Source organism: Streptomyces sp. NPDC101225 (genome assembly GCF_044767585.1).
GTDB lineage: Bacteria > Actinomycetota > Actinomycetes > Streptomycetales > Streptomycetaceae > Streptomyces.
On the sequence record NZ_JBIWOE010000030.1, the window covers coordinates 61,278 to 86,951 of the forward strand.

A 25,674-nucleotide genomic window follows, 5' to 3' on the forward strand; every position below is an offset into this window, starting at 1 on the left:
GCTCGCATGTTCTCAACGTGAAGACGGCCGCCGGACTGGCGGTATCGGCCTGCGGAGCGCCGGTGGACCAGAATCCGTTCTGGCACAGCGCGAAGAAGCAGGAAGCCACGGATTCGAGACCGGAAACCGTGCCGCGTAGCGGCACAGCAACCGGTTGAGAAGGCCGGAATCCTCGCCCTTCAGGGCGAGGAGCATGTCAAACGTCGCGCTTCTGCAGCAGGACGACCGCACCGGCGAACGCGGCGGCCGTCACGCCCAGGGCGATCCACAGCGGATCCCAGCCCGTCGGGCCGGAGTTGGTCAGCGAGTTGGTGTAGAAGACGCCCAGCTGGTTCGGGATCGAGTAGTCGAACAGGGCCTGGCGCACGTCCTCCAGGGCCGACGAGACCATGAACAGCGCGATCACCAGGGGCGCCAGCACGAGGCCGATCATGATGGTGATGGCGCCCGCGGAGTGCCGGATGATCGAGCCGACGACGAGCGAGAGCAGGCCGAGCAGCGCGACGTAGAGCGAGATGCCGAGCGTGCCCTTCAGCCACTCCGATCCGCTCGGCTCCCTCGCGCCGTCCAGCATGGCCACGTCGGCGAGGGCGACGAGCAGTGCCGAGACGAACGTGACGCTGAAGGCCACCGCGAAGAACACGATCGCCTTCGCGGCCAGCACCCGCGGGCGGGACGGGCACGCGGTCATCGTGGTCCGGATCATGCCGGTGCCGTACTCGGAGGCGGTGGTCAGCACGCCGAGCGTGATGACGCACATGCTGCCGAGCAGCAGCCCGAAGACGCCGAAGGAGAGCGGGTTCTCGCCCGCCAGGCCGGCCTCCGACTCGTTGGCGGCGACCAGCGAGGCGGTCAGCAGGCCGATGCCGACCACCAGCAGCACGAAGACGCCGAGCGTCCACATCGTGGAGCGCACCGACCTGATCTTCGTCCACTCCGAGGAGATCGCGTTCCCGAGATGGGTGCGGGTGACGGGGATCGGCGAGGTGTAGGTGGGGTACGGCGCACCGGGCACCGCCTGCAGGCCGGCAGCGGCCGCCTGCGGCATCGGGGGCTGGGGCGTGCTCATCGGGGGTCCTCGGGCTTGGTCGGGTCGGCGGGGGCGGGCTGCGCGGGCGGCTGCGGCGCCGCGGCGGGCGGCTGGGCGTACGGGCCGGGCGGCTGGGCGTACGGGCCGGGCGCGCCCGCGCCGGGCGCCGCAGGAGCGCCGTAGGGACCCGGCTGGGGCGGTCCGGGGACGCCGTAGGGTCCCGGCTGTCCCTGCGGCATCGCGAACGCCTGGCCGCCCTGCTGGGGCGGCGGCGGGGCGTACCAGTCGGGCTGGCCCAGGCCGGGTACCGGCATCGGCGGCTGTGCGCCGGGCGGCAGGGGCTGCATCAGCCCCTCCTTCTGGTCGATCGTCGAGCGGTAGTCGACGGCCCCCTGCGTCATCCGCATGTACGCCTCCTCCAGCGAGGCCTGGTGCGGCGACAGCTCCCACAGGCGTACGTCGGCGTCGTGCGCGATGTCGCTGATGCGCGGGAGCGGCAGTCCCGTGATCCGCAGGGCGCCGTCCTGCTCGGGCAGCACGTGCCCGCCCGCCTCGGTCAGCGCCGAGGTCAGCTTCTCGCGCAGCTGCGGCTCGGCGTCGGGTGTGCGCACGCGCGCGAAGTCGGCGGAGTTGGCCGAGATGAAGTCCTTGACGCTCATGTCGGCGAGCAGCTGCCCGCGCCCGATCACGATGAGGTGGTCGGCGGTGAGCGCCATCTCGCTCATCAGGTGGGAGGAGACGAAGACCGTCCGGCCCTCGGACGCGAGCGCCTTCATCAGGTTGCGCACCCAGAGGATGCCCTCGGGGTCGAGGCCGTTGACCGGCTCGTCGAAGAGGAGCACCTGCGGGTCGCCGAGCAGCGCGGCGGCGATGCCCAGGCGCTGGCCCATGCCGAGGGAGAAGCCCTTGGAGCGCTTCCTGGCCACCTCCTGCAGCCCGACCACGCCCAGCACCTCGTCGACCCGGCGTGCCGGGATCCCGGAGAGCTGGGCCAGGCTGAGCAGGTGGTTGCGGGCCGACCGGCCGCCGTGCACCGCCTTGGCGTCGAGCAGGGCCCCGACGTGCCGGGGTGCGTTCGGCAGCTTGGGGTACGGGTGCCCGCCGATCGTCACCTGCCCCGCCGTGGGGTTGTCCAGGCCGAGGATCATCCGCATCGTCGTCGACTTGCCGGAGCCGTTGGGCCCCAGGAAGCCGGTGACGGCGCCCGGCCGCACCTGGAAGGAAAGGTTGTAGACGGCGGTCTTGTCGCCGTAGCGCTTGGTCAGGCCGACAGCCTCGATCATGCTCCGCACCCATCGAAAGGATCAGGACAGCAGGGCACACGCCCCCGTAAGGGTTAGGAGGATATCGAGGCGCTGACGGTTCCGCTCAAGAGGAAGTAAAAGTCCGGCCCCGTTCAGGCGTCCCGTCGCTTCAGCAACACGTACCCGCCGATCAGGACCGCGAGCACCCACAGGACCATGATGCCCAGGCCGCCCCAGGGCCCGTACGGGGTGTCGTCGCCGATCGGGGTGACCACCTGCATGATCTTGCTGCCGGCCTGGTCGGGCAGGAACCGGCCGATCTTCTTCGTCGCGGAGACGTTGCCCAGGATGTTGGAGATCAGGAAGAAGAACGGCATCAGGATGCCCAGGGACAGCATCGGTGAGCGCAGCATCACGGCGACGCCCATCGAGAACACCGCGATGAGGGTCATGTAGACACCGCCGCCGATCACCGCGCGCAGTACGTGCGGGTCGCCGATGGAGGCGCGGTGCGGGCCGAGCATCGCCTGCCCGAGGAAGAAGGCGACGAAGCTGGTGACCATGGCGACGGCCAGGGCGAGGCCGGCCGCCACGGCGATCTTGCTGAACAGGAAGGTGCCGCGCTGCGGCACGGCGGCAAGCGACGTGCGGATCATGCCCGTGCTGTACTCGTTCGAGACGACCAGCACCCCGAACACGATCATCGCGAGCTGGCCGAGGCTCATCCCGGCGAAGCTGATGAACGTCGGGTCGAACGAGAGCCGGTCCGTGCGGCTCATGTCGTCGAACTGGTGGTTCGTCAGCGCCGAGATCAGCATGCCGAGCCCGACGGTGACCACCACGGCCAGCGAGAGCGTCCACACCGTGGAGGCCACCGACCGGATCTTGGTCCACTCGGACCGCACGACCTGGACCCCCGTCATGACCGGCTCCCCTCCCAGCTGCCGCCCCAGGAACTCGTCGGTGCCCGCGGGGGTGTGTCCGTGTGCGCGTGGTACTCCACCGACTCCGCGGTCAGCTGCATGAACGCCTCCTCCAGCGAGGCCTGCTGCGGGCTCAGCTCGTGCAGCACGATCTGGTGCTGTGCCGCCAGCTCGCCGATCCGCTCCGCCTTGCCGCCGTCCGCCTCCAGCGCCCCGCCGCCGGACTCGACGACGGTGATCCCGGCCTGGTGCAGCACGTCGAGCAGCCGCTCGCGCTGCGGGGAGCGGACGCGGACGTAGGAGCGGGAGTTGCGGGCGATGAAGTCCGCCATGGAGGTGTCGGCGAGCAGCCGGCCCTGCCCGATGACGACGAGGTGCTCGGCGGTGAGCGCCATCTCGCTCATCAGGTGGGAGGAGACGAAGACCGTACGGCCCTGTGCCGCGAGGGACTTCATCAGGGTGCGGATCCAGTGGATGCCCTCGGGGTCGAGGCCGTTGACGGGCTCGTCGAACATCAGGATCCGCGGGTCGCCGAGCAGGGCGCCCGCGATGCCGAGCCGCTGGCCCATGCCGAGCGAGAACCCCTTCGCCTTCTTCCGGGCGACCGCCGTGAGGCCCACCGTGTCCAGCACCTCGGCCACCCGGCGCCGGGGGATGCCGTTGCTCTGTGCGAGGCAGAGCAGGTGGTTGTAGGCGCTGCGGCCGCCGTGCACGGCCTGGGCGTCCAGCAGGGCGCCGATGTACGTCAGCGGGTCCTTGAGGCGGTCGTAGTGCCTGCCGTCGATCCGCACGTCCCCGGCGGTGGGCCGGTCGAGCCCGAGCATCATGCGCATCGTCGTGGACTTGCCGGCGCCGTTCGGCCCGAGGAATCCCGTCACCGTGCCGGGTCTGACCGTGAACGTGAGGTTGTTGACCGCCAGCTTGTCGCCGTAGCGCTTGGTCAGGCCCTCGATCTCGATCATGCGGCCACGCTAGGACGTACGCCGGAGGCCCGCACCTCCGGGGGAGACGGTGCGGGCCTCTGGGTGCGCAGGTGACTGCGCGCTACCGACTAGCGGGACTGCTGAGCGGGAACCCCACGGGAGATCGGCTCGTCCTCGGCGGGAGTGCCGGCGGCGGCCACCGCGGCGCCCGTGAGCGTCGCGAGCATCTCGCGGACGTTCGTCAGCTGGGCGTTGATGCTGTCGCGGCGGTTGGTGAGGGCGGCCAGCTCGCGCTCGGATTCCGAGCGGATCCGGTCGGCCTTGGCGTTCGCGTCGGCCACGATGTCCTCGGCCTGGCGCTGGGCCGTCTCCACCGTCTGGCGGGCGCGGCGCTCGGCGTCCGTGCGCAGCTTCTCGGCCTCCAGGCGCAGCTGCTCGGCGCGGTGCTCGATCTCGGCGAGGCGCTTCTCGGCCTTGGCCTGACGGGACGCCAGGTCGCGCTCGGACTGCTCGCGGCGCTTGGCGAGGTTCGTCTCGAAGTCGGCGGCGGCCTGGGCCGCCTTGGCGCGGGTCTCCTCGAAGAGGGCGTCCGCCTCCTCACGCTTCGACTGGGCGTCCTTCTGGGCCTCGGAGCGCAGCTGCGAGGCGTCGCTCTTGGCCTTCTCGACGATCCGGACGCCTTCGTCCTCGGCCTTGGCCTTGCGCTCCGCCGCGAACGATTCTGCGTCGTTGCGGACCTGCTGGGCCGCCGACTCGGCGAGTTCGCGGTGCTGTTCGGCGGCGCGCCTGGCCTCCTCGCGCAGATCCTTGGCCTCTTCCTCGGCGAGGCGGAGGATCTTCTCGACGCGAGCACCGAGACCGGCGTACGACGGCTCGGCGTCGGTCACCTGTGCCTGGGCGTTCTGCGTCTCGAGGTGGAGCTCCTCGATGCGCTTCTCCAGAGCGGTGATGCGGGCGAGAGCACTGTCACGGTCGGAGACGAGCTTGGAGATCCGTTCGTCCACCTGAGCGCGGTCGTACCCACGCCGCACAAGCTCGAAGCCGTAGGGGGAAGTGTCGCTCATGGGGTTCCTGTCAACTGAGACCGGTGAGGTGATAGGGGGAATCCTAGGGGCCGAAGCGGTGTGTCATCGAGCGGATACGTGTTTGATCTGGAGAATGACACCCCTTTTGAGTGGCTGTCGGGCGGACCTCTTGCCAAAAAAATGGTCAAAGACCCCAGAGTGGACGGGATTTGGACCTGTCGATCAGCTGTCCGACTGCTTACCCGAACGAGGGGCACCGACCGTGGCTCCGGCCTTGACGCCCCCGTCCTTGGCCCCTCCCGGCGCCTCGAACGACTCCAGCGCCTCCAGCACGTCCTGGACCCGGGAGATCTCCGCGTTGATGTCCTCGCGCCGGCGCACCAGGATCTCCAGCTCGCGCTTTCCCTCCTCGACCGTGCGCTTGGCCTCGCGGATCGCCTCGGCCTTGAGCTCCTCGGCCTCCTTGACCAGGGCCGACTTCTTCTGCTCAGCCTCCTTCAGGAGCCCCTCGGCCTTCTTCACGGCGGCGATGCGGACTTTGCCGGCCTCCGAGTTCGCCTCCGAGACCAGCTCCTTCGCCTTCGTGTGGGCCTTGGCCAGCTGCTCCTCGGCCGCCTTGATGAGCGCGTCGCAGCGGTCGCCCGCCGACTTCATCGTCTCGGCCGACTCCCGGCGGGCCCGCTCGTGCAGCTCCTCGATCTCGCCCGTGATGCGGTCGCGCAGCTCCTCCGCCCGCTCGCGGATGGAGGTGGCGTCCCGGCGGGCGCCGACGAGCAGCTCGTCCGCGTCCGTACGGGCCTTCTCCACGCGAGCGTTGCCCTCGACCGTGGCCTCCGAGACCAGGCGGTCGGCCTCCGTGCGGGCGGCGCCCACCATGGTGTCGGCCTGCGCCTCGGCGTCGGCGGTGGTCTTGTGGGCCTGCTGCTGCGCCTCGGTGAGCAGCTTGTCGGCCTCGGCCGTGGTCTCGGTGATGAGCTTGTCGACCTGTTCGGCGACGTCCTGGCGCCGCTTGCTGGCGTCCTTGCGGACCTCGTCGAGCGTGCGGTCGGCCTCCTCGCGGGCGGCGTTGAGGAGCCGCTCGGCCTCCTCCTCCGCCCGCGCCTTGACCCGCTCGGACTCGCTGCGGACCCGTTCGGCGTGCTGCTGGGCGGAGCCGACCGTCTCGGCGGCCTCGGCGCGCAGCCGCTCCGCGTCCCCGGTGGCGTCCGCGATGAGCTTCTCGGCCTTGGCGACGGCCTCGGCGCGCATCCGGTCGGCGTCCGTGACCGTCTCGGTCGTCAGCCGCTCGGCCTCGCTGCGCGCCTCGGTGATCAGGGTGTCCGCCTGTGTGGCGGCGTCCGACCGGATGCGGTTGGCGTCGTCGCGGGCCTCGGCCCGGGTGCGGGTCGCCGCCTGGTCGGCCTCCGCGATCGCGTCCGAGGCCTCCGTGCGGGTGCGCTGCGCGTACTCGGTCGCCTCCGACCGCAGCCGCTCCGCCTCCGCGATCGCCTCCGACACGGTCCGCTCGGCGAGCGACTTGGCCGCCTCCGTCTCCTCGGCCGCCTCGCGCCGGAGCCGGCCCCCGTCCTCGCTCGCCCGCTCCCGCTCGGCGTAGGCGTCGGCGCGGACCCGGTCGGCCTCCTCCTGGGCCTCGCGCCGGGTGCGGTCCGCCGCGTGCTCGGCGGCGCTGCGCAGGCCGGTGATCTCCTCCTGCGCCTGCTCGTGCAGCCCGGACACGGAGTCCCGTACCTGCTGGGCGTGCTGTTCGGCCGCCGAGACCATCTCGTTCGCGCGCCGGTCGGCCTCCTCGACCAGGCGGACCGCCTCGGTCTGGGCCTCCTCCACGCGGTTGCGCGCCGAGGCCAGCAGTTCCTCGCTCTGCTCACGGGCCCGCTCGCGCTCCTGGTCGGCCTCGGTGCGCGCGGAGCCGAGGAGTTCCTCGGCCTCGCGGCGGCGCCGGGCGGCCTCCTCCTGCGCGGCGGCCAGCGTCTCCGAGGCCTCCGTCCCCAGCCGCTCCGCGGCGGCCTGCGCCTCCGTCCGGATCCGGTCGGCGGTGTCCTGCGCCTCCGCCTTCAGCCGCTCGGCGTCGGCGGCGGCCTCCGAGCGCAGCCGTACGGCGACGGCCTCGCCCTCGGCACGGGACGCGGAGGCGTCCGACGCGGCCTCGTCGCGCAGCCGGTCGGCCTCCGCCTCGGCCTGCTGCTGGAGCGTGCGGATGCGCTCGGCGGCCTCGGTGCGCAGCCGCTCGGTCTCCTCGGTGGCCTCACGGCGGATGCGTGAGGCCTCCTCGCGGGCCTCGGTCAGCGCCTGCTCGGCCGCGGCGAGCCGCTCCTCGGCCTCCGTGTGCAGCCGCGTCAGCTCCTCGGCGGCCTCCGCACGGCGGGCCTCCACGGCCCGTTCGGTCTCCTCGTGCAGCTCGCCCGCGGCGCGCTCGGCGTCCGCCTTGATGCCCTCGGCCTGCTCGACGACCTCCTCGCGGTGCCGCTCGGCCTCCTGGCGGGTGCGCTGCAGCGTCTCCTCGGCCTGCCGGCGCAGCGTCGTCGCCCGCTCGATGGCCTCGGTGCGGACCTTCTCGCTGTCCGCGGTGGCCTTCTGGCGCAGGTCGTCGGCGTCCTGCCGGGACTTGGCCAGCAGTTCCTCGGCGGTCTTGGCCGCCTCCTCGATCTGCTGGACGGCCTCCTTGCGGGCCTCCGCGCGGATCTTCTCGCCCTCGGCGACCGCCTCCGAGCGCAGCTGCTCGGCCTCGCCGCGCAGCCGGCGGGCCTCCTCCTGCAGCTCGACCGTCTTGGCGCGGTACTCCTTGGTGTCGTCCTTGGCCGCGCCCTTGAGCTGCTCGGAGATGTCGTGCGCCTCGGAGCGCAGCCGGTCCGCCTCCGCCTCGGCCTCGGAGCGGATCCGCTCGGCCTCCTCGGCGGCGGCCTTGGTGGTGTTCCGCGCGTCCTCCTGCGCCCTGTTGAGAACGTCCTCGGCGGTCTTGGCCGCCTTCGACAGCTGGGTCGCGCTCTCCTCGGCGGTGATCGTGCGGGCCTTCTCCGCGGCCTCGGCGACGATCCGCTCGGCCTCGGTGCGCGCGTCCGCGACGACCTGCTCGGCCTCCGACTTGGTGGTCTCGGCGTCCTTCGTGGCCTCCTCGACCAGCCGGGCGACCTGCTCCCGCGCCGTGCGCGTGCGCTGCTCGTTCGCCGACTCGGCGCTGGCGAGGGCCTTCTCGGCGGACGCGGTCGCCTCGGTGATCAGCTTGTCGGCCTCGGTCTGCGCCTTGCGCAGCGCCTCCTCGGCCTCCGCCATCCGCTGCTCGGCGGCCCGGCTCAGCTCCTGCGCCTGCCGGCGCGTGCTGTCCGACTCCGTAGCGGTGGAGGAGCGCAGCTGCTCGGCGTGGTCGGTGGCCTCCTGCGCCTGCGTGGAGGCGGCGTTCAGCAGCCGCTCGGCGTCCGTGCGGGCCCGGCGCAGGATCTGGTCGGCCTCCGCCCGGGCCGCCTCGGCGTCGCTCGTCAGGCGTTCGCGGGCCTCGGTGGTCAGCCGCTCGGCCTCCGCGCGGGCGGCGGCCATGGCCTGGTCGGCCTCGGTGCGGGACTCCTCGAGCAGCCGGCGGGCCTGGGACTCGCTGCGGGCGCGCAGCTGCTCGGCCCACGCCACGTTCTCGTTGACGTGCGACTCGACGGTCTGGCGGCGCTCGGCGAGCTCCTGGTCCAGCTGCTGGCGGCGGGTGACCGCCTCCTGGTGCAACTCGGCCTGCAGGCGCGCGGCCTGCTCGGCGTGCTCCTGCAGGATGCGCTGGGTCTGCGCCCGTACCTGGCTCAGCTCGCGCTCGGCGTCCTGACGCAGCTGGTCGGCCTGCATCTGCGCGTTGCGCAGCAGCTGCTCGGCCTGGTAGCCGATGTCACCGCCGTCGAAGGAGGGCCGGGACATGAGGGTGCGGCGCGCCTCGTGCAGCTTGGCGCGCAGCACCTCGACCTGGTAGCCGAGGTCCTCGGCGTGCTGGATCGCCTTTTCCCGCTCGGTCTTCAGCCGCTCCATCTCGGCCTCGAACCGAGAGAGGTGGTCGACGTCAGCCGCCGGCTCTCGCTCCTGGCGTTCGTAGCCCCGCACTGCGCGGTCCCATCCGTCCCCTGGTCGCAAGTCTGGCCAAACGAGCTCCGTCCATCCGCCGAACGGGGCCCCCGGGGAATGGTGTCAGATCAACGGCGGAGCATGGGCTGCTGCCCCGACGCTCGCCCCCCGAAACCCGGACCCCGGCGTGGTCCTCCCTCTGACGGCAGGACCCGGCCACCCCGGTACGAGAGGCGACCGCCCCCAACCCTACCGGCCCATATGTACGAGGGTCAGTGCTCAGGTGACTCAACAGGCGCCGAAGTGACCAGTTCTGTCAGTACACCGTGACAATCCTTGGGGTGCAGGAAGGTGATCCGTGACCCCATGGAGCCGCGTCGCGGCTCTTCGTACAGCACGCGGACGCCCTTTTCCTTGATGCCGGCGGCCTCGCCGTCCACGTCCGCGGTGCCGAAGGCGATGTGGTGGACACCCTCGCCGTTCTTGTCGAGCCACTTGGCGACGGTGGAGTCCGGCCGCGTCGGCTCCAGGAGCTGCAGGTAGGAGGCGCCGCCGTCGGACGTCCCGTTGATCTTGAGCATGGCCTCGCGCACGCCCTGCTCCTCGTTGACCTCGGAGTGGAACACCTCGAAGCCGTACGTGGCCCGGTAGAACTCGACGGTCTTGTCGAGGTCGAAGCAGGCGATCCCGATGTGGTCGATTCGCGTCAGCATGTGTGACAGTGCAGCGCTCCTGGCAGGGTTGCGCAACGTGCCAGCGATCACATCGACGGCCGGGTGACGGCACGGAGTGCCACTCAGTACATTCGATGTAAACCCTCGTTCACTCCTCGGCTGTGCAGCCGGTAAGGGGATCGCAGCTCATGTCATCTGGAACGAACACCTCGGTGATCGTCGCGGGCGCGCGTACGCCCATGGGACGGTTGCTCGGCTCGCTCAAGACCTTCTCCGGAGCCGATCTCGGCGGTTTCGCGATCAAGGCCGCCCTGGACCGTGCGGGCATCGGCGGCGACCAGGTCCAGTACGTGATCATGGGGCAGGTGCTGCAGGCCGGCGCGGGGCAGATCCCCGCGCGCCAGGCCGCCGTCAAGGCCGGCATCCCGATGAGCGTCCCGGCCCTGACCGTCAACAAGGTCTGCCTCTCCGGCCTCGACGCCATCGCGCTGGCCGACCAGCTGATCCGCGCCGGCGAGTTCGACGTCATCGTCGCCGGCGGCCAGGAGTCCATGACCAACGCGCCGCACCTGCTGCCCAAGTCCCGCGAGGGCTTCAAGTACGGGGCGATCGAGATGCTCGACGCGATGGCCCACGACGGCCTGACCGACCCGTGGGAGAACATCCCGATGGGCGAGTCGACGGAGAAGCACAACACGCGCCTCGGCATCCGGCGCCCCGAGCAGGACGAGATCGCCGCCCTGTCCCACCAGCGCGCGGCCGCCGCCCAGAAGAACGGCGTCTTCGAGGCGGAGATCACCCCCGTCGAGATCCCGCAGCGCAAGGGCGACCCGGTCCTGTTCAGCAAGGACGAGGGCATCCGCGGCGACACCACCGCGGAGTCCCTGGGCAAGCTGCGCCCGGCGTTCACCCGGGACGGCACCATCACCGCCGGCACCGCCTCGCAGATCTCGGACGGCGCGGCGGCCGTGGTCGTGATGAGCAAGGCCAAGGCGCTGGAGCTGGGCCTGGAGTGGATCGCCGAGATCGGCGCCCACGGCAACGTGGCGGGCCCGGACAGCTCCCTGCAGTCGCAGCCGTCCAACGCGATCCTGCACGCCCTGAAGAAGGAGGGCCTGGAGGTCTCCGACCTCGACCTCATCGAGATCAACGAGGCGTTCGCCGCCGTCGCGGTCCAGTCAATGAAGGACCTCGGCGTGTCCACGGAAATGGTGAACGTGAACGGCGGCGCGATCGCGCTCGGCCACCCCATCGGCATGTCCGGCGCCCGGCTGGTGCTGCACCTGGCGCTGGAGCTGAAGCGGCGGGGCGGCGGCGTGGGCGCGGCCGCGCTGTGCGGCGGCGGCGGTCAGGGTGACGCGCTGATCGTGCGGGTACCCAAGGCCTGAACCTCCCTGTCGTACGTGAACCTCTGAACGGAGCAGTGATGCAGGACGTCTCCACCCTGGTGACCCAGGCCAGGGAAGGCCGGCCGCGGGCCGTGGCCCGGCTGATCTCGCTGGTCGAGGGGGCGTCCCCGCAGCTCAGGGAGGTCATGGAGGCGCTGGCGCCGCTGACGGGGAACGCGTACGTGGTCGGCCTGACCGGTTCCCCGGGCGTCGGCAAGTCCACGTCGACCTCGGCACTGGTGACGGCGTACCGCAAGCAGGGCAGGCGGGTCGGCGTCCTCGCCGTCGACCCGTCCTCGCCCTTCTCCGGCGGCGCCCTGCTCGGCGACCGGGTCCGGATGTCGGAGCACGCCTCCGACCCGGGGGTCTACATCCGCTCGATGGCGACCCGGGGCCACCTGGGCGGCCTCGCCTGGGCCGCGCCGCAGGCGATCCGCGTGCTGGACGCGGCCGGCTGCGACGTGGTCCTGGTCGAGACGGTCGGCGTCGGCCAGTCGGAGGTGGAGATCGCCTCCCAGGCCGACACCTCGGTCGTGCTGCTCGCACCCGGCATGGGCGACGGCATCCAGGCGGCGAAGGCGGGAATCCTGGAGATCGGCGACGTCTACGTCGTCAACAAGGCCGACCGCGACGGCGCCGACGCCACGGTGCGCGAGCTGAACCACATGCTGGGGCTCGGCGAGTCCAGGGGCCCCGGCGACTGGCGTCCGCCGATCGTCAAGACGGTCGCGGCGCGCGCCGAGGGCGTCGACGAGGTCGTGGAGGCTCTGGAGAAGCACCGCGCGTGGATGGAGGAGCGGGGAGTCCTCGCCGAGCGCCGGCGGGCCCGCGCGGCCCGCGAGGTCGAGACGATCGCGGTCACGGCCCTGCGCGAACGTATCGGCGACCTGCACGGCGACCGCCGGCTGAGCGCGCTGGCGGAGCGGATCGTCGAGGGCGAGCTGGACCCGTACCGGGCCGCGGACGAACTGGTCGCGGGGCTCACGGAGAGCTGACGCCGCTCATCGGCGTGGCCGACGTCCGCGTGGCGCTGCTACGTTGACCGGCATGTACCTCCTCCTGGCATAGGGCACGCCCGGGCCCGCGCGGCCGCACCGACGGCCGGCGCGGCTCTCAGGCGTCCCCTTTCCCGCCTCGAGTCGAGGAACTCCCGTGTCCGTCCAGCCCGTTGCGCGGCCGACGTATGCCGCCGTCCTTCAACTCCCGTACGCCCGCCGCACCTTCGCGGCCGCCCTGCTCGGCAGGCTGGCGTACGGGATCGTCCCCCTGTCCGTGATGCTCGCCGTCACCCGGGCCACCGGCTCCTACGCCGTGGCAGGTACCGCCATGGCGCTGTTCGGCGGCACCGGCGTCTTCCTCTCGCCCGTGCGGGCGGCCCTCGTCGACCGGCACGGGCCGCGCCGCGCGCTCGTCCCGATGGCCGCCGCCCACGCGGGCATGCTGGGTCTGCTGACGGCGCTCGTGTGGCGTCCGGGGGCCGTCCCGCCACTCGTCGTGGGCGCCGTGACCGCCGCGGCCGGCGCCTGCACCCCGCCGCTGGGCCCGGCCATGCGGGCCGTGTGGGGGCGGCTCACCCGGGACCGCGAGCTGCTGCAGCGCGCGTACGGCCTGGACGGGGTCGCCGAGGAGCTGCTGTTCGTCTCCGGGCCGCTGGTCGTCGGGGTGCTGGCGGGGTTCGCCCCGCCGGCGGCCGGCATCGTCCTCGGCACATCCCTGCTGGCGGCCGGCACCGCCGGGTTCGTGCGGTCGCCGGCCGTGCGGGCGGCCGGGCCCGCCGGGCGCGTGCCGCGAGCGCGCCGGGCCGCCGCCCCGCGGGGCGCGCTGCGCGGCGTCCGGCGGCCCGTCCTCGCCGCGGCCGGGGTCGGGCTCGCGCTCGGCGCGGTGGACCTCGTGGTCGTCGCCTTCGCCGGGCAACGGCACCACGGCGACGCGGCCGTGGCCTGGACGCTGGCGGCCCTGTCGGCCGGAAGCGCGGCCGGCGGCCTGTTCAACGGGGCGGTCGCCTGGCGCACCCCGGCCCGCGCGCGGCTGCCGCTCACGGTGGCGGGCCTCACCCCGCCCCTGCTCGGTGCCGCCCTCGCGCCCGGCCTCGGCACCCTGGCGCTCGCCCTCGCGGCCGCCGGGTTCTTCGTCGCCCCGGCCCTGACCACCGCCTATCTGAGCGCCGACGAGGCGGCGGCGCCCGAGGCCCGGGTCCGGGCCGGGGCCTGGGTCAACACCGGTGTGAACGCGGGCAGTACGGCGGGCGCCGCCGGAGCGGGCGTCCTGCTGGGCGGTCTGTCCACCGCCCTGTGCTTCACCGCGGCGGCCGCCGCGGCCCTGCTGACCGCCCTGGTGACGGCGTGGGGCGCCGCCCGCGCGGACCGGGAGGCGCAGGAGGCCGCGCCGGCGGTGTGACGGGGGAGCCGGCCCCTCGGCGGCCCGGAAACGCCCGCAGGCGGCGTCCGGTGCGGACTCCGCCTGCCGTCGGCCCCCGCCGAGGGGTGACCCAGGGGGTCAGGGGCGTCCCCGCTGCCCGCGCAGGTGTTCCGCGATGGGCTTCAGGGCCTTGTCGAGTTCCGCCAGGGCCTCGGGCGACAGCAGGTCGATGAAGTGCCGCCGTACGGACGCCACATGGTGCGGCGCCACCCGCCGCATCGTCTCCATGCCGTGCTCGGTCAGCACCGCGTAGAGGCCGCGGCGGTCGGACTCGCAGTTCTCGCGCCGGACCAGGTTCGCGTTCTCCATCCGCGTGATCTGGTGGGAGAGGCGGCTCTTGGACTGGAGGGTGGCGGAGGCGAGGTCGCTCATCCGCATCCGCACGTCCTCCGACTCGGAGAGGTTCACCAGGATCTCGTAGTCGTTCATCGTCAGGCCGAACGGCTGCAGATCCCGCTCGAGCTGGTACGTCAACAGCCTGTTGACCTCCAGGTGGGTGCGCCAGGCGCACTGCTCCGCATCGGTCAGCCAGGGCGTGGCCGTCTCGGTCTCCATGAATGAAGTCTACCTAAAATGTTGAAAGGCGAACTAGTGAGGGGTGGTGTGACGGCGCGCATACGTTCGACGTCACACTCCGCAGACTACCGCTCACAGCCCGAAGCGACGCTGGAGGTCTGCCAGCTGTCCGGGAAGGCGCGGTGCGCCGGCTTGCTGTGAAGGACCTGTGTGCGCCCCGCCGCCGCCGGGCACCCCCGGCTCGGGCGGGAGCACCCCCGAGGCCTGCTCGGCCATGAGGGTCTCCGAGGACTGGAGCAGGACCGTGCCGGCTCCGACGAACTCGAACTGGTGCTCCTCCCCGGAGGCGCCGCCGAGGCCCGTCATCGCACGTAGACCGCCCATTACACCTGTCAGGTAGCTGTGGTCGTAGTGGTGGCACGGCGACGGGCAGTCGGCCCAGCCGACGAGCGCCTGCGGGTCCACCCGGATCGGGGGTTCCATGAACACCACCGGGCCGTTAGACGCGGCCACGAACTTTCCGGTTCCGATCAGCGTCAGAAAACCCGGCACGATCGATTGCTTGAGAGCGAGACTTGGCTGAAAAGCGAGCAAGTTGCCCGAGCGAATGGTCAGATTGCCGTCTTCGAGGTCGTAGGAATTCACGTCGAAGGCCCGGTCGGCGAGCAGCATCTTGCCCGAGCCCTCCGCCACGACCCACTCGCCGGCGTGCAGTGGCGAATGAAAGGACGTACGGACGAGTCGGTCGAGCCGGCCGTGCCCGATGCCGTTGAACTCCATCGCGCCGTAGTAGGCGATCATCTTCCCCTTCTGCAGGAACCACTGGCTCCCCTTGAGCTCCACGCAGAAGGTGTACTTGTTCACGTTGTCGTCGACCGGCAGGGTCATGGGGTCGTAGACCGTCGGGCCGCCGCCCGGAGCCCCGTACATGCTCACAGCTTCTCCTCCGAGGCCTGGACGAACACCGCGCCGCTGCCGCTGAGCTCCAGCTGGAACGCCTCGCCGGAGCCGCGCCCGACCATGTCCCGCCAGCCCAGGGCGGTCGACAGCTTGTTGCGTACGTCGCCGTGGTGGGCGACGTAGGCCTGCGGGTCGACGTGGACCGCGTGCTGCGGGGTGATCGGGATCTCGAAGACGCCGCCGTGGGCCATCACCGCCACCGAGCCGTGGCCCGTGAGGGTCGTGGTGAACAGGCCCTGGCCGGAGACCTGGCCGCGGACCATGCCCATGACGCCGCCCTGCGAGCCCATGAACATCGTGCCCTGCTGGAGCGTCCCCTCGAAGGCGAGCAGGCGGTCCGCCTCCACGTAGAGCGTGTCGCCGGTGAGGTTGATGACCTGGATGTGGTGGCCGCCGTGCCCGAACAGGACCGTGCCGCTGCCCTCGACGCTCATCAGCGGCGTCGCCTCGCCCGCCACCCGGCGGCCGATCATCGACATGATGCCGCCCTGGCCGCCCTGGAGGTTCGGTGTGAAGGACACCTCGCCCTGGTAGGCGAGCATCGCGCCGCGCTGACTGAACAGCCGCCGGCCGGGCAGCACCGTCGCCTCGACCATCTTGGAGTTGATCTCACGGAAGGGCATCAGGCGTCCCCCGCGATCGTGTTCCGCTCGCTCGGCTGTACGTACACCAGCCCGTCCCCCTCGAACCTGATCTGGAAGGCCTCGCCGCCGCCCTCGCCGAGGAAGGTGCGGAAGGTCACACCGGACTGGAACGACTGCCGCAGCTTCCCCTGGTGCGCGATGTACGCGCCGGGGTCGACGGTCAGCGGGTACTGCGCGCTCACCCGGAGCGCCACCGCCGGGCCGTCCGACATGATCGCCACCTGGCCGTGGCCCTCGACGGTCGTCGTGAACAGACCGTTGCCCTGCGAGGCGCCGCGCAGTCCGGTGAAGGTCGTGCCGGTCCTCAGCCCGGCGTCGGTCGCGAGCAGATTGCTCGACTCCACGTACAACTTGTCCCCCTGGAGTCCGACCAGGTTGATCTCGGAGGCGCGGTCCGCGAACCAGCACGTGCCGTGACCCTTCACCTCCATCACCGTCATCTGCTCGCCGGTGAGCCGGCGCGTCACCATCCCGCGCAGGCCCTCACCGCCGCCGCTGAGCTTCTTGAAGGCCATCTGACCGTCGTACGCGACCATCGAGCCGTTCTTCGCCTTCACGGCGTCCCCGGTCATGTCGACGGCGAGCACCTTGCTGCCTTGGAGTCGGAACATCGCCACGCTGCGAAGGTAGCCGCCGCCCGGGTGGACCCGACAGGGCCCGTCGGGTGGAGAAAGCCCTGTCCGGACCCTTAGGGGACGCATCTCACGTCCCGCCGTGCGACCCCTCGGCCGATGTCCGCCCCGGCGTTTGCCAGAATGGGGGAACGCTTGTGCCTCCGTTCACAAACAGCGACCTGTCTCCCACCGAAGGTGACCCGTGGACCTCAAGACCGCCACCGCCCTCCGCCGCCTGCGGCTCGTCTCGGCCCCCGAGGCCGTCTCCTTCCTGCTCCTGCTGGTCTGCTCCGTGCTGAAGCGGACCACGGACTTCAACGCGGTGCCGGTGATGGGCATGGTCCACGGCGTGCTCTTCATCCTGTACGTGATCTTCTGGGCCGACGCCTGGAACCGCACCAGGTGGCCGCTGCGGACGGCGGCCTTCTACTTCGTCCTCTCCGTCCTGCCGACCGGCGGCTTCTTCGCCGAGCGCAAGCTCAAGCGCGCCGCCGAGGACGAGGTCATCGCCTCCCGCGCCCGCCAGGAAGGGGTCGTGAACGCATGATCGTCGCCTTCTCCGTGACGCCGCTGGGGGTCGGCGAGGACGTGGGGGAGTACGTCGCCGAGGCCGTCCGCGTCGTGCGCGCCTCCGGTCTGCCCCACCGCACCGACGCGATGTTCACCTCGATCGAGGGGGAGTGGGACGAGGTGATGGATGTCGTGAAGCGGGCCGTGGCCGTCGTCGAGGAGCGGGCGCCACGCGTGTCCCTGGTCCTCAAGGCCGACATCCGGCCCGGCGTCACCGACGGGCTCACCTCCAAGGTGGAGACGGTGGAGCGCCACCTCGCCCGCTAGGACGTCAGGACTGGGACGTCAGAACGCTGAACCCCGGCTCGCGCGGCCCGGGGGCGGGCGGGTTGCCGGGTGTGGGGCGGGGTCAGCTTTCGCCGCTGGACAGCGCGATGCCCAAGGGCGTGCGTTCGTAGAGAACTTGGTGGCCGTGGCGCCGGGCCGTGAGCAGGCCGGCCCGGTGCAGCAGGGTCAGGTGGGCGGAGACGGACGACGGGGCGAGACCCAGGCGGTGCGCCAGGGCGGTCGTCGTGGCGGGTTCGCCGAGGGCGGCGAGGACGGACGCCCGGCCGCGGCCGAGGAGCTGTCCGAGCACCTCGCCCGCGCCCTCGGCCGGCTCGGTCCACAGCGCCCCGATGCCGCGGGCCGGGTAGACGAGGGTCGGCTGCCAGGGGGGTTCGAAGGTGCTGACGACGTCCGGCCAGATGAAGACGCTGGGCATCAGGACCAGGCCCTGTCCGCCGAGCCGGCGTTCGTGCCGGCCCCGGTGCTCGACGGTCAGCGTGCCCGCGTGCCAGCCGAAGCGGCGGCTGATCTCGGGCAGCAGCCCGCCCAGGCCCACCTCGGCGAGCCGCCGCGAGTGGAAGGCGACGTCCGCCTCCAGCAGGGCGCGCAGACGGGGCCAGTCCGGGGCGACGAGGGCGCGGTACACCTCCTCCATGAGGTCGCAGAGGTGCTCGACCATGGCGGCCGGGTTCCCCAGCCAGTCCCGGGCCCGCGGGAGCCCGAGCGCGCCCGGGGTGTCCGCCAGCGACCGCTCCGTCTCCGCGCGGGCGGCCGCCGGATCACTCGCCCGTACCGCGGCGATCTCCTCCTCGAAGGTCGCCGCCGGCCCGATCGGGGGCGGGCAGAGCCAGTCGGGGCAGTACCCGGGCTGCGGCATCAGCAGCCACAGGTCCGTGAGGTCGAGCCCGGCGGCGATCCGGCCCATGCGGCGCAGCCAGTGGGCGTGGTAGCCCTGCCGCTCGGGCCGCTTGAGCATGCGCACCACCTCCTGCGTCTCCCACAGCGGGGAGACGGCGAAGCGGCAGCGCAGGAAGTCGTCCTGACCGAAGTGCAGACGGGACGGCACGGCCACCTCCTTCCGGCGGACGACGAGCCGGAACATTCGGCCCGTGCCGAATCTCTAGGATGCCCCGCCCGGCCCGAGCACGCTGCTGCCCATGCCAGAAGAGCCGGAGGGCACGACGACGCTGCCCGCACCATCCGCCGCCCCGGCGGGCGACGGCCGCTATGCCGACGTCTTCGCCGTCCGCGAGTTCCGCGCCGTCTTCGCCGCCCACGCCCTCTCCCTGCTCGGCGTGATCGTCAGCGAGATCGCCCTGTCCGTCCTCGTCTACGACCTCACCGGCTCGCCCCTGATGAGCGCCCTCGCCTTCGCGCTGGGCTTTCTGCCCTACGTGGTCGGGGGCACGCTGTCGGCGGGCGTCGCCGACCGCTTCCCGGCCCGGCGGGTGCTGGTGGTCTGCGACCTGACGCAGGCCGCCTGCGTCGCGCTGATGGTGGCCTCGGGCGACCGCGTCGCCGTACTCCTCACCCTGCGCTGCTGCCTCGCCGTCGTCTCACCCGTCTTCCAGGGCACCCGCATGGCCACGCTCGCCGACATCCTCGGCGACGGCGATCTGTTCGTGCTCGGCCGCTCCCTGCTGCGGATCGTGTCGCAGAGCGCGCTGCTCGCCGGCTTCGGACTCGGGGGGCTGCTGCTGATCGCCGTGCCGCCGCGGCACGCCCTGCTGATCACCGTCGGCACCTTCTGCGCCTCGGCCGTCCTCCTGCGCTTCGGCACCCGCCGCAGGCCCGCCCGCGCCGGGACCGGAAGCCCCCTGGTGCGGGACTCCCTGCGGGGCGTCCGCCAGGTCCTCGCACACCGCCGGGTGCGCGCCCTGCTCCTGCTCTTCTGGATCCCGTCGATGTTCTCGGTCGTCCCGGAGGCGCTGGCCGCGCCCTACGCCGACGACCTCGCCGCGGGCTCGGTGGGCCTCGGCCTGCTGATGTGCGCGCTGCCGGTGGGCACGATCGCCGGCGAGCTCTGCGCGGGCTCCCGCCTGCGCCCCGCCACCCGCGAACGCGTCGCCCTCCCGCTGGTCGTCCTCGCCCTTCTCCCCTACCTCGGCTACGCCCTCCACCCGGGCCTGGTCCCCTCCCTCCTCCTGCTCGTGGCCGCGGGCGCGGGTTCGGCGTACACCCTCGGCCTGGACCAGTGGTTCGTCCGGGCCGTGCCCGATGAACTGCGCGGACGGGCCATGACGTTGCTCACCGCCGGGCTGATGACGACCCAGGGCGTCGGAATGGCGCTGGCGGGCGTCGTGGCGGAGTTCGCGGGGGTGGCGGCGACCGTCGCGGGGGCCGGCGGACTGGGGGCGGTGTGCTGCGCGCTGCTCGCCCTGCAGGCCCGCCGGACCGAAAGGCGAGACGGGGCTGACCACCATATGACCGGCCGGTAAGGTCTGTGCCGTGCCGAAGCCGCTCAGTCTTCCCTTCGATCCGATCGCCCGCGCCGACGAACTCTGGAAGCAGCGCTGGGGGAACGTGCCGTCCATGGCGGCCATCACCTCGATCATGCGCGCGCACCAGATCCTGCTCGCCGAGGTCGACGCGGTGGTGAAGCCGTACGGACTCACGTTCGCCCGGTACGAGGCGCTGGTGCTGCTCACCTTCTCCAAGGAGGGCGAGCTGACCATGTCGAAGATCGGCGAGCGCCTCATGGTGCACCCCACCTCCGTGACGAACACCGTCGACCGGCTGGTGAGGTCGGGCCTCGTGGCCAAGCGCCCCAACCCCAACGACGGACGCGGCACGCTCGCGTCCATCACCGGCAGGGGCCGCGAGGTGGTCGAGGCGGCCACCCGCGACCTGATGTCGATGGACTTCGGCCTCGGCGCCTACGACGCCGAGGAGTGCGGGGAGATCTTCGCGATGCTGCGGCCGCTGCGGGTGGCGGCCCACGACTTCGACGAGGAGTGACCCGGGCCGGGGCGCGGGCCGACCCGGTCCAAGATCTCCCGGAACGTGCGGTTACGCTCGACGGCATGAAGAAGAGCGTGCTGACCCGCTACCGCGTCATGGCCTACGTCACCGGTGTCCTGCTGGTCCTGCTGTGCCTGAGCATGATCGCCAAGTACGGCCTGGACATCGACGGCGCCGCGGACTTCACCCGCGTCGTCGCCATCGCGCACGGCTGGCTCTACGTGATCTACCTGGTCTTCGCCTTCGACCTGGGCTCCAAGGCGAAGTGGCCGGTGGGCAAGCAGCTGTGGGTCCTGCTCGCGGGCACGATCCCGACCGCCGCCTTCTTCGTCGAGCGGAAGGTCAGCCACGAGCTGGAGACCAAGGTCGCCGACGAGGCCCCCGCGGTCGCCGAGGCCTGATCGACGCCCCGCCGCACGCCCCCGGGCGTACGGCGGACACACGCGGTGATGTGGTCGGACGTCCTACTGCCTCGACATTTACTAGGACGTCCAAGTAAATTGGTGTGCATGGACGCTGACGCCATCGAGGAGGGCCGCCGCCGCTGGCAGGCCCGGTACGACGCTTCGCGCACGCGAGAGGCCGACTTCACCACGCTCTCCGGGGACCCGGTGGAGCCCGCGTACGGCCCCCGGCCGGGGGACGCGTACGACGGCTTCGAGCGGATCGGCTGGCCGGGGGAGTACCCCTTCACGCGCGGGCTGTATCCGACCGGATACCGGGGGCGGACGTGGACCATCCGGCAGTTCGCCGGCTTCGGGAACGCCGAGCAGACCAACGAGCGCTACAAGATGATCCTCCGCAACGGCGGCGGAGGCCTGTCCGTCGCCTTCGACATGCCGACGCTCATGGGCCGCGACTCCGACGACCCGCGTTCGCTCGGCGAGGTCGGGCACTGCGGCGTGGCCATCGACTCCGCGGCCGACATGGAGGTGCTGTTCAAGGACATCCCGCTGGGCGACGTCACCACCTCCATGACCATCAGCGGGCCGGCCGTGCCCGTCTTCTGCATGTACCTGGTCGCGGCCGAGCGGCAGGGCGTGGACCCCGCCGTGCTCAACGGCACGCTGCAGACGGACATCTTCAAGGAGTACATCGCGCAGAAGGAGTGGCTCTTCCAGCCCGAGCCCCATCTGCGCCTGATCGGCGACCTGATGGAGCACTGCGCCGCCGGCATCCCCGCCTACAAGCCGCTGTCCGTCTCCGGCTACCACATCCGCGAGGCCGGCTCGACGGCCGCGCAGGAGCTCGCCTACACGCTGGCCGACGGGTTCGGGTACGTGGAGCTGGGGCTCAGCCGCGGGCTGGACGTCGACGTGTTCGCGCCCGGGCTGTCCTTCTTCTTCGACGCGCACGTCGACTTCTTCGAGGAGATCGCCAAGTTCCGTGCGGCGCGCCGCATCTGGGCGCGCTGGATGCGGGACGTGTACGGGGCGCGCAGCGAGAAGGCGCAGTGGCTGCGCTTCCACACGCAGACCGCCGGTGTCTCGCTGACCGCCCAGCAGCCGTACAACAACGTCGTGCGTACGGCCGTGGAGGCGCTCGCCGCGGTGCTCGGCGGGACCAACTCGCTGCACACCAACGCCCTGGACGAGACGCTCGCGCTGCCGAGCGAGCAGGCGGCGGAGATCGCGCTGCGCACGCAGCAGGTGCTGATGGAGGAGACCGGGGTCGCCAACGTCGCGGATCCGCTGGGCGGTTCGTGGTTCGTCGAGCAGCTCACGGACCGGATCGAGGCGGACGCGGAGAAGATCTTCGAACAGATAAAGGAGCGCGGGCTGCGGGCGCATCCGGACGGCGAGCACCCGATCGGGCCGATCACCTCCGGGATTCTGCGCGGGATCGAGGACGGCTGGTTCACCGGTGAGATCGCCGAGTCGGCCTTCCGCTACCAGCAGGCCCTGGAGAAGGGCGACAAGCGGGTCGTGGGGGTGAACGTCCACCACGGGTCGGTCACCGGCGACCTGGAGATCCTGCGCGTCAGCCACGAGGTCGAGCGCGAGCAGGTCCGGGTGCTGGCCGCCCGCAAGTCCGCCCGGGACGACGCCGCCGTGCGCACGGCGCTGGACGGCATGCTCGCGGCCGCCCGGGACGGTTCGAACATGATCGGGCCGATGCTCGACGCGGTGCGCGCGGAGGCCACTCTGGGCGAGATCTGCGGAGTGCTGCGGGACGAGTGGGGCGTCTACACGGAGCCCGCGGGCTTCTGAGGCGCCCGTCACCGCACGGGGCCGGCGGGGACGGCGGGGACGACGCGGGGTGCCCCCCGGGGCGACCGGGGGCTCCAACTAGGGCGCCCCCATCAACCCCACCAGGAGCACGCGCGTGAAGCCGCGTACCCATTCCTCGTCCGCCGGCTCGGCGCTGACCAGCGTGCGGTGGACCACCGCGCCCGCCACCACGTCGAAGATGAGGTCGACCGTGCGGGCGGTCTCCAGGGGGTCCGTCTCCGGGGGGAGTTCGCCGCGGGTCTGGGCGCGGGCGCGGCCCTCCAGAACCAGCCTTTTCTGCCGGGTGACGATCGAGTCGCGGATGCGCTCGCGCAGGGCCTCGTCGCGGGTGGCCTCGGCGACCACCGCCATCAGTCCGCTCCTGGCCTCCGGCCGGGCCAGGATCGCCGCGAACTGCAGGACCACGCCCTCGATGTCGGCGGCCAGCGTGCCGCGGTCGGGCAGCACGAGCTCGTCGAAGAGCTCCGCCACCGCGTCGACCACCAGCTCGTTCTTGCCCGCCCAGCGGCGGTAGAGGGTCGTCTTGGCGACCCCGGCGCGCGTCGCCACGTCGCCGAGGGTGAGCTTGGACCAGCCCAGCTCCACCAGTGCCTCCCGCGTGGCCGCGAGGATCGCGGCGTCGGCCTCGGCGCTGCGCGGGCGTCCTGAGGCGCGTGGGGCGGGTGTGCGGCTCTGCATCCGTCGACCATAACCGGCGGTTGTCGTGACGCAGTGAGGGAGATCACCGGGGGGTGGTCGCGAGGAGGCACCCGGTGCCATTACGCTACGACTCGTAGCGAAACCATTGGCGTGGCGCGGGGTGGGGACCCGGCGTCGGACACGGCGCAGTACGACCGGCTTTCACACGGCTTTTCACACACCGCGGGCGGACGGGGGAGGATAGACGCATGCAGCCACGGAACATGTCCATGAGCGGAGTCGTCGACCTCGCCGCGGTGAAGGCGGCCCAGGAGGCCAAGGCGAAGGCGGAGCAGGCCCGCGCGGAAGCGGCGCGGACGGGTGGTGGCCCGGGCGCCGTCTCCCCGGCCGACCTGGTGATCGACGTCGACGAGGCCGGATTCGAGCGTGACGTCCTGCAGCGTTCCACCGAGGTGCCCGTCGTCATCGACTTCTGGGCCGAGTGGTGCGAGCCCTGCAAGCAGTTGAGCCCGGTCCTGGAACGGCTCGCCGTCGAGTACGGCGGACGCTTTCTTCTCGCAAAGGTCGACGTCGACGCCAATCAGATGCTGATGCAGCAGTTCGGGATCCAGGGCATCCCGGCCGTCTTCGCGGTCGTCGCCGGCCAGGCGCTGCCGCTCTTCCAGGGGGCCGCGAGCGAGGCCCAGATCCGCCAGACCCTGGACCAGCTCGTGCAGGTCGCCGAGCAGCGCTTCGGCCTGACCGGCCTGGCGGTCGACCCCGACGCCGAGCCGGGCGGCGCCCAGCCCGCGGCCGAGGCCGTGCCCGCCGGGCCGTACGACGCGCTCCTCGAGGCGGCCGTGCGGGCCCTGGACTCGGGGGACCTCTCCGGCGCGGTGCAGGCGTACAAGAACGTGCTGAGCGACGACCCGGGCCATCCTGAGGCCAAACTGGGCCTCGCCCAGGCCGAGTTGCTCCAGCGGGTGCAGGGCCTGGACCCGCAGCGGGTGCGCAGGGACGCGGCGGACAAGCCCGCCGACGTCGCGGCCCAGATCGCCGCGGCCGACCTGGATCTGGTCGGCGGCCACGTCGAGGACGCCTTCGGGCGGCTCATCGACACGGTCCGGCGCACCGCCGGTGACGACCGGGACACGGTACGCATGCGACTGCTGGAACTCTTCGAGGTCGTCGGGACCGATGATCCCAGGGTGGCGACGTCACGCAGGGCACTCGCGCGTGCACTGTTCTAGCGGGGCGACGGGCTGGTTCTGACCAGTCGCTAAACGCCAGGGCATGTGATGCCCAGGTGAAAGGTTTGCCGACGGAACGTCAGTGCGGCCGCGCTTTACCAAAACTTGGTAAACGCGGCCGCTGTTACTGCCAGTAAGTTCGGGGCGTTGATCTGTCGGTTTCTGTCCAGCGATCAACGGTTTTGTCTCGGCCCCGGACTGCACCCTCCGTCGCCACCTGAGACCTGTGGGTCGTCCGTCGGTTATCCCGCCGTTACTACCGAGTAACGAAGCCCCTTGTGCGGGCGGCGAGAATGCACCACGATCGGCGACGCTCGGTCCATTCACGTACCCCGACAGCCGGTCGGGTCACGCGAGTTCCCTGGGTCCCCACCGAGCAGAGCCGACGTCACTGGCGCCGGCTCTTGGGCAGGGGGGTCTTCGCCCACCCGGCGAAGCCTGTCCAGCAAGGTTGTGCGTGATGCGTGTCAGGCGCGACCAGTGGTTGTCGCTCGGGGGTGATCGCCGGCGTCGGTGCGCGGTTCGCGCCTCCGAGTGCAGGCGCTCTCCTTCCCGAGGACGTAGCACTTCTCCCATCCCTGCCCGGCCGAGCCGCCGACTAGGGGCGGTCGGGATCAGGAGATGTACGTCCGAGAAGGAGGAAATATGGAGTCCCAGGTGCGTGGCGGGACCAGATGGAAGCGGTTCGCTGTGGTCATGGTGCCCAGCGTCGCCGCTACGGCCGCGATAGGTGTCGCCCTCGCGCAGGGCGCTCTCGCCGCGTCGTTCAGCGTGTCCGGCCAGCAGTTCAAGGTGACCGCCGACCAGCTGACCGGCACCGGCTTCTCTCAGTACGGTGCCATCGACTCGGGGTACACCCTCGACGGCAAGAAGACGGCACACCCGGTCGCGGTCTCGGCGTTCAAGTCCGCGAGCATCAAGGGCCTGTGCCAGTCCGTGGTCACCCCGGACATCCCGCTGATCGGCAGTGTCAGCCTCGTGCTGAAGGCCGGCGGCGGCAGCACGCCGGTGGAGGCCGACAACCTCTACATCGACCTCGATGACCTGAGCGCCGACGCGACGTTCAAGAACATCGACATCGGTGTGGCCGCCAAGGACGCCAGCAAGGGTCCCGGCATTCACAGCGGTGACGCCGCGAACCCGTACGGATTCGCGCAGCAGGCCGACTCGGCCACGCTGACCGGCGTGAAGCAGACGGCGTGGGCCACCACGGCCGGAACCTTCAAGCTGAGCGGGCTGAAGATGTCCGTGCAGACGGGCACGCACGAGTGCTACTGAGCACGCCGTGACGGGCGGGGGAGCCGATGGCGCCCCCGCCCGTCCACCTTCCACCACTTTCTTCACACGCTGCACAACCCACCACCACAGCACCATCACCACAGCAAAGCC

The 25,674-nt window shown here is 71.7% G+C and carries 24 protein-coding genes; 11 read left to right on the top strand and 13 right to left on the bottom strand.

Annotation, left to right across the window (positions count from 1 at the left end):
- Nucleotides 1-196: 196 nt before the first annotated feature.
- The 7 genes from ACIRPX_RS32570 to mce all read right to left on the bottom strand — a co-directional run bounded on the left by ACIRPX_RS32570 (nt 197) and on the right by mce (nt 9,887).
- Entirely contained in the window at nt 197-1,069 is an 873-nt protein-coding gene (locus ACIRPX_RS32570) for an ABC transporter permease subunit (protein ID WP_404201970.1), read from the bottom strand.
- Nucleotides 1,066-2,313: an ABC transporter ATP-binding protein gene (locus tag ACIRPX_RS32575; protein WP_404201972.1), complete on the bottom strand. Its 1,248-nt coding sequence runs from the start codon at nt 2,311-2,313 to the stop codon at nt 1,066-1,068. The genes ACIRPX_RS32570 and ACIRPX_RS32575 overlap by 4 nt, the downstream gene beginning before the upstream one ends.
- Nucleotides 2,314-2,426: 113 nt before the next feature.
- The gene (locus ACIRPX_RS32580; protein ID WP_404201974.1) at nt 2,427-3,197 is read right to left on the bottom strand and encodes an ABC transporter permease; all 771 of its coding nucleotides are present in this window, start codon (nt 3,195-3,197) and stop codon (nt 2,427-2,429) included.
- Entirely contained in the window at nt 3,194-4,159 is a 966-nt protein-coding gene (locus tag ACIRPX_RS32585) for an ABC transporter ATP-binding protein (RefSeq protein WP_404201976.1), read from the bottom strand. The genes ACIRPX_RS32580 and ACIRPX_RS32585 overlap by 4 nt, the downstream gene beginning before the upstream one ends.
- A gap of 89 nt (nt 4,160-4,248) precedes the next feature.
- The gene (locus tag ACIRPX_RS32590) at nt 4,249-5,184 is read right to left on the bottom strand and encodes a cellulose-binding protein (protein ID WP_384264096.1); all 936 of its coding nucleotides are present in this window, start codon (nt 5,182-5,184) and stop codon (nt 4,249-4,251) included.
- 183 nt (nt 5,185-5,367) lie between these two features.
- Complete coding sequence (gene scy, locus ACIRPX_RS32595) at nt 5,368-9,213, bottom strand: polarized growth protein Scy (protein WP_404201978.1); 3,846 nt, start codon at nt 9,211-9,213, stop codon at nt 5,368-5,370.
- 233 nt (nt 9,214-9,446) lie between these two features.
- Nucleotides 9,447-9,887 (bottom strand): methylmalonyl-CoA epimerase, encoded by a 441-nt coding sequence (gene mce / locus ACIRPX_RS32600; protein ID WP_404201980.1) that lies wholly within the window; start codon nt 9,885-9,887, stop codon nt 9,447-9,449.
- 149 nt (nt 9,888-10,036) lie between these two features.
- Here mce and ACIRPX_RS32605 point away from each other — a divergent pair, with 149 nt between their 5' ends.
- The 3 genes from ACIRPX_RS32605 to ACIRPX_RS32615 all read left to right on the top strand — a co-directional run bounded on the left by ACIRPX_RS32605 (nt 10,037) and on the right by ACIRPX_RS32615 (nt 13,633).
- Entirely contained in the window at nt 10,037-11,236 is a 1,200-nt protein-coding gene (locus ACIRPX_RS32605) for an acetyl-CoA C-acetyltransferase (RefSeq protein WP_404201982.1), read from the top strand.
- Between the two features lie 38 nt (nt 11,237-11,274).
- On the top strand, nt 11,275-12,231 hold the full coding sequence (gene meaB, locus ACIRPX_RS32610; RefSeq protein WP_404201984.1) for a methylmalonyl Co-A mutase-associated GTPase MeaB: 957 nt from the start codon (nt 11,275-11,277) through the stop codon (nt 12,229-12,231).
- 157 nt (nt 12,232-12,388) lie between these two features.
- A complete protein-coding gene (locus ACIRPX_RS32615) occupies nt 12,389-13,633 on the top strand; it encodes an MFS transporter (RefSeq protein WP_404201986.1) in 1,245 nt (414 codons plus the stop codon).
- A gap of 99 nt (nt 13,634-13,732) precedes the next feature.
- On the opposite strand, the gene ACIRPX_RS32620 is transcribed toward ACIRPX_RS32615, so the two are convergent.
- The 4 genes from ACIRPX_RS32620 to ACIRPX_RS32635 all read right to left on the bottom strand — a co-directional run bounded on the left by ACIRPX_RS32620 (nt 13,733) and on the right by ACIRPX_RS32635 (nt 16,385).
- The gene (locus ACIRPX_RS32620) at nt 13,733-14,209 is read right to left on the bottom strand and encodes a MarR family winged helix-turn-helix transcriptional regulator (RefSeq protein WP_404201988.1); all 477 of its coding nucleotides are present in this window, start codon (nt 14,207-14,209) and stop codon (nt 13,733-13,735) included.
- A gap of 93 nt (nt 14,210-14,302) precedes the next feature.
- On the bottom strand, nt 14,303-15,100 hold the full coding sequence (locus ACIRPX_RS32625) for an AIM24 family protein (RefSeq protein WP_404201990.1): 798 nt from the start codon (nt 15,098-15,100) through the stop codon (nt 14,303-14,305).
- Nucleotides 15,101-15,102: 2 nt separating this feature from the next.
- Entirely contained in the window at nt 15,103-15,753 is a 651-nt protein-coding gene (locus tag ACIRPX_RS32630) for an AIM24 family protein (RefSeq protein ID WP_404201992.1), read from the bottom strand.
- Entirely contained in the window at nt 15,753-16,385 is a 633-nt protein-coding gene (locus ACIRPX_RS32635) for an AIM24 family protein (protein WP_404202056.1), read from the bottom strand. The genes ACIRPX_RS32630 and ACIRPX_RS32635 overlap by 1 nt, the downstream gene beginning before the upstream one ends.
- A gap of 205 nt (nt 16,386-16,590) precedes the next feature.
- On the opposite strand from ACIRPX_RS32635, the gene ACIRPX_RS32640 reads away from it, so the two are divergent.
- Nucleotides 16,591-16,935, top strand: coding sequence for a DUF3817 domain-containing protein (locus ACIRPX_RS32640; RefSeq protein WP_404201994.1), 345 nt, complete (start codon nt 16,591-16,593; stop codon nt 16,933-16,935).
- Nucleotides 16,932-17,225: an MTH1187 family thiamine-binding protein gene (locus ACIRPX_RS32645; protein WP_404201996.1), complete on the top strand. Its 294-nt coding sequence runs from the start codon at nt 16,932-16,934 to the stop codon at nt 17,223-17,225. The genes ACIRPX_RS32640 and ACIRPX_RS32645 overlap by 4 nt, the downstream gene beginning before the upstream one ends.
- 82 nt (nt 17,226-17,307) lie before the next feature.
- Here the strand turns inward: ACIRPX_RS32645 and ACIRPX_RS32650 are convergent, their stop codons facing one another.
- Nucleotides 17,308-18,291, bottom strand: coding sequence for a DUF5937 family protein (locus ACIRPX_RS32650; RefSeq protein WP_404201998.1), 984 nt, complete (start codon nt 18,289-18,291; stop codon nt 17,308-17,310).
- A 91-nt stretch (nt 18,292-18,382) separates the two neighbouring features.
- Between ACIRPX_RS32650 and ACIRPX_RS32655 the strand changes: the two genes are divergently transcribed.
- The 4 genes from ACIRPX_RS32655 (at nt 18,383) to ACIRPX_RS32670 (ending at nt 22,396) form a co-directional block, all read left to right on the top strand.
- Complete coding sequence (locus tag ACIRPX_RS32655; protein WP_404202000.1) at nt 18,383-19,663, top strand: MFS transporter; 1,281 nt, start codon at nt 18,383-18,385, stop codon at nt 19,661-19,663.
- A gap of 10 nt (nt 19,664-19,673) precedes the next feature.
- Entirely contained in the window at nt 19,674-20,183 is a 510-nt protein-coding gene (locus ACIRPX_RS32660; protein ID WP_404202002.1) for a MarR family winged helix-turn-helix transcriptional regulator, read from the top strand.
- Between the two features lie 65 nt (nt 20,184-20,248).
- Nucleotides 20,249-20,587, top strand: a complete 339-nt coding sequence (locus ACIRPX_RS32665) for a DUF3817 domain-containing protein (RefSeq protein ID WP_404202004.1) — start codon at nt 20,249-20,251, stop codon at nt 20,585-20,587.
- A gap of 108 nt (nt 20,588-20,695) precedes the next feature.
- Nucleotides 20,696-22,396, top strand: coding sequence for a methylmalonyl-CoA mutase (locus ACIRPX_RS32670; protein WP_404202006.1), 1,701 nt, complete (start codon nt 20,696-20,698; stop codon nt 22,394-22,396).
- A 78-nt stretch (nt 22,397-22,474) separates the two neighbouring features.
- On the opposite strand, the gene ACIRPX_RS32675 is transcribed toward ACIRPX_RS32670, so the two are convergent.
- Complete coding sequence (locus tag ACIRPX_RS32675; RefSeq protein WP_404202008.1) at nt 22,475-23,095, bottom strand: TetR/AcrR family transcriptional regulator; 621 nt, start codon at nt 23,093-23,095, stop codon at nt 22,475-22,477.
- A 209-nt stretch (nt 23,096-23,304) separates the two neighbouring features.
- Between ACIRPX_RS32675 and ACIRPX_RS32680 the strand changes: the two genes are divergently transcribed.
- Together ACIRPX_RS32680 and ACIRPX_RS32685 are read left to right on the top strand one after the other, a co-directional pair.
- Nucleotides 23,305-24,285 (top strand): tetratricopeptide repeat protein, encoded by a 981-nt coding sequence (locus ACIRPX_RS32680; RefSeq protein ID WP_404202010.1) that lies wholly within the window; start codon nt 23,305-23,307, stop codon nt 24,283-24,285.
- A 645-nt stretch (nt 24,286-24,930) separates the two neighbouring features.
- Entirely contained in the window at nt 24,931-25,563 is a 633-nt protein-coding gene (locus tag ACIRPX_RS32685; protein WP_404202012.1) for a DUF6230 family protein, read from the top strand.
- Nucleotides 25,564-25,674: the final 111 nt, after the last annotated feature.

Coding starts and splice junctions, on each gene's coding strand:
- ACIRPX_RS32570 (WP_404201970.1), bottom strand. CDS start 1,069: ATGAGCACGCCCCAGCCCCCGATGCCGCAGGCGGCCGCTGCCGGCCTG.
- ACIRPX_RS32575 (WP_404201972.1), bottom strand. CDS start 2,313: ATGATCGAGGCTGTCGGCCTGACCAAGCGCTACGGCGACAAGACCGCC.
- ACIRPX_RS32580 (WP_404201974.1), bottom strand. CDS start 3,197: ATGACGGGGGTCCAGGTCGTGCGGTCCGAGTGGACCAAGATCCGGTCG.
- ACIRPX_RS32585 (WP_404201976.1), bottom strand. CDS start 4,159: ATGATCGAGATCGAGGGCCTGACCAAGCGCTACGGCGACAAGCTGGCG.
- ACIRPX_RS32590 (WP_384264096.1), bottom strand. CDS start 5,184: ATGAGCGACACTTCCCCCTACGGCTTCGAGCTTGTGCGGCGTGGGTAC.
- mce (WP_404201980.1), bottom strand. CDS start 9,887: ATGCTGACGCGAATCGACCACATCGGGATCGCCTGCTTCGACCTCGAC.
- ACIRPX_RS32605 (WP_404201982.1), top strand. CDS start 10,037: ATGTCATCTGGAACGAACACCTCGGTGATCGTCGCGGGCGCGCGTACG.
- meaB (WP_404201984.1), top strand. CDS start 11,275: ATGCAGGACGTCTCCACCCTGGTGACCCAGGCCAGGGAAGGCCGGCCG.
- ACIRPX_RS32620 (WP_404201988.1), bottom strand. CDS start 14,209: ATGGAGACCGAGACGGCCACGCCCTGGCTGACCGATGCGGAGCAGTGC.
- ACIRPX_RS32625 (WP_404201990.1), bottom strand. CDS start 15,100: ATGTACGGGGCTCCGGGCGGCGGCCCGACGGTCTACGACCCCATGACC.
- ACIRPX_RS32630 (WP_404201992.1), bottom strand. CDS start 15,753: ATGCCCTTCCGTGAGATCAACTCCAAGATGGTCGAGGCGACGGTGCTG.
- ACIRPX_RS32635 (WP_404202056.1), bottom strand. CDS start 16,385: ATGTTCCGACTCCAAGGCAGCAAGGTGCTCGCCGTCGACATGACCGGG.
- ACIRPX_RS32645 (WP_404201996.1), top strand. CDS start 16,932: ATGATCGTCGCCTTCTCCGTGACGCCGCTGGGGGTCGGCGAGGACGTG.
- ACIRPX_RS32655 (WP_404202000.1), top strand. CDS start 18,383: ATGCCAGAAGAGCCGGAGGGCACGACGACGCTGCCCGCACCATCCGCC.
- ACIRPX_RS32665 (WP_404202004.1), top strand. CDS start 20,249: ATGAAGAAGAGCGTGCTGACCCGCTACCGCGTCATGGCCTACGTCACC.
- ACIRPX_RS32670 (WP_404202006.1), top strand. CDS start 20,696: ATGGACGCTGACGCCATCGAGGAGGGCCGCCGCCGCTGGCAGGCCCGG.
- ACIRPX_RS32675 (WP_404202008.1), bottom strand. CDS start 23,095: ATGCAGAGCCGCACACCCGCCCCACGCGCCTCAGGACGCCCGCGCAGC.
- ACIRPX_RS32680 (WP_404202010.1), top strand. CDS start 23,305: ATGCAGCCACGGAACATGTCCATGAGCGGAGTCGTCGACCTCGCCGCG.
- ACIRPX_RS32685 (WP_404202012.1), top strand. CDS start 24,931: ATGGAGTCCCAGGTGCGTGGCGGGACCAGATGGAAGCGGTTCGCTGTG.